Source organism: Aeromicrobium phragmitis, assembly GCF_003674095.1.
Classification (GTDB): domain Bacteria; phylum Actinomycetota; class Actinomycetes; order Propionibacteriales; family Nocardioidaceae; genus Aeromicrobium; species Aeromicrobium phragmitis.
Genome location: NZ_RDBF01000122.1, coordinates 1 through 408, shown reverse-complemented (window position 1 = coordinate 408; position 408 = coordinate 1). Strand labels below are relative to the sequence as shown.

The 408-nt window shown below is 67.2% G+C and carries 1 protein-coding gene; it reads left to right on the top strand.

Annotated features, from left to right (window positions below; translation table 11 throughout):
- A partial coding sequence (locus D9V41_RS16575; RefSeq protein ID WP_208006919.1) for an NlpC/P60 family protein occupies positions 1-408 on the top strand: 408 nt, incomplete at both ends.

Here is a 408-nt window from a genome sequence, read left to right as displayed (position 1 = left end):
CGCTCGACAACCCGCGCTCCTGCGAGGAAGCGCTAGCCGAGGCGGCCCGCATCGCTACTGCCGCGCCGTGCACCAACGAGGTCCGCGGCGGAAGCTGGCGGCGGCGCTGCCTTGAGTTCGTCGCCCGCGCCTACGGCTACACCTACAGTGGCGTGCCCACCGCGCGCGCCATGCATGACGAGCTGGCCGCTCAAGGGCTCGTCAGCAAGTCCGACGACATTCCGGCCGGCGCTCTCGTTTTCTTCGACTCGTCAGACCCCGCCGGACACGTCGCCCTCTACGCCGGCAACGGCCAAGCATTCAGTAACGACTATGTCCGATCGGGCTGTATCGATCTGACGCCGATGGACCAGATGGGCTCAGGAGGCCGATACCTCGGCTGGGCACCCCCCGTTTTCACCAAAGGTG